Raw genomic sequence first — 250 nt, 5'->3', positions numbered from 1 at the left:
GAATACGCAGCAGTCTCCCGCCTTCGGGCGGTGCATCACGCCGCAGTCCGCACAGGTGTGGAAAAACACGCAGGCGTCCATCGGCATGGCGAGCAACTCCTCGTGGCCACACGTCGGGCAACGGAGGCTGGAGCTGAGTACCGGTGAAGTCATGACTCGAATCTAAGCGATCGCATGCACACGCGACCGAGGCCGCTTGCAGGAGATCCCCGACACCAGGACCACGAGAACCCGACTTCGGGTACCACTC

Annotated in this window: 1 protein-coding gene; it reads right to left on the bottom strand. The window is 62.8% G+C overall.

The window, feature by feature from the left end; all coding sequences use genetic code 11:
* Positions 1-153, bottom strand: a 153-nt coding sequence (locus tag ACLJNW_RS27160; RefSeq protein ID WP_410961657.1) for a GDCCVxC domain-containing (seleno)protein, incomplete at its 3' end; no start/stop codon positions are given.
* Between the last annotated feature and the right edge of the window lie 97 nt (positions 154-250).

It is taken from the genome of Salmonella sp. SAL4457 (assembly GCF_046548235.1).
In the GTDB taxonomy this organism is placed as follows: Bacteria; Pseudomonadota; Gammaproteobacteria; order Enterobacterales; family Enterobacteriaceae; genus Salmonella; species Salmonella enterica.
The sequence above is the reverse complement of the archived record's forward strand: the minus strand, read 5'-3'. Positions and strand labels throughout refer to the sequence as shown.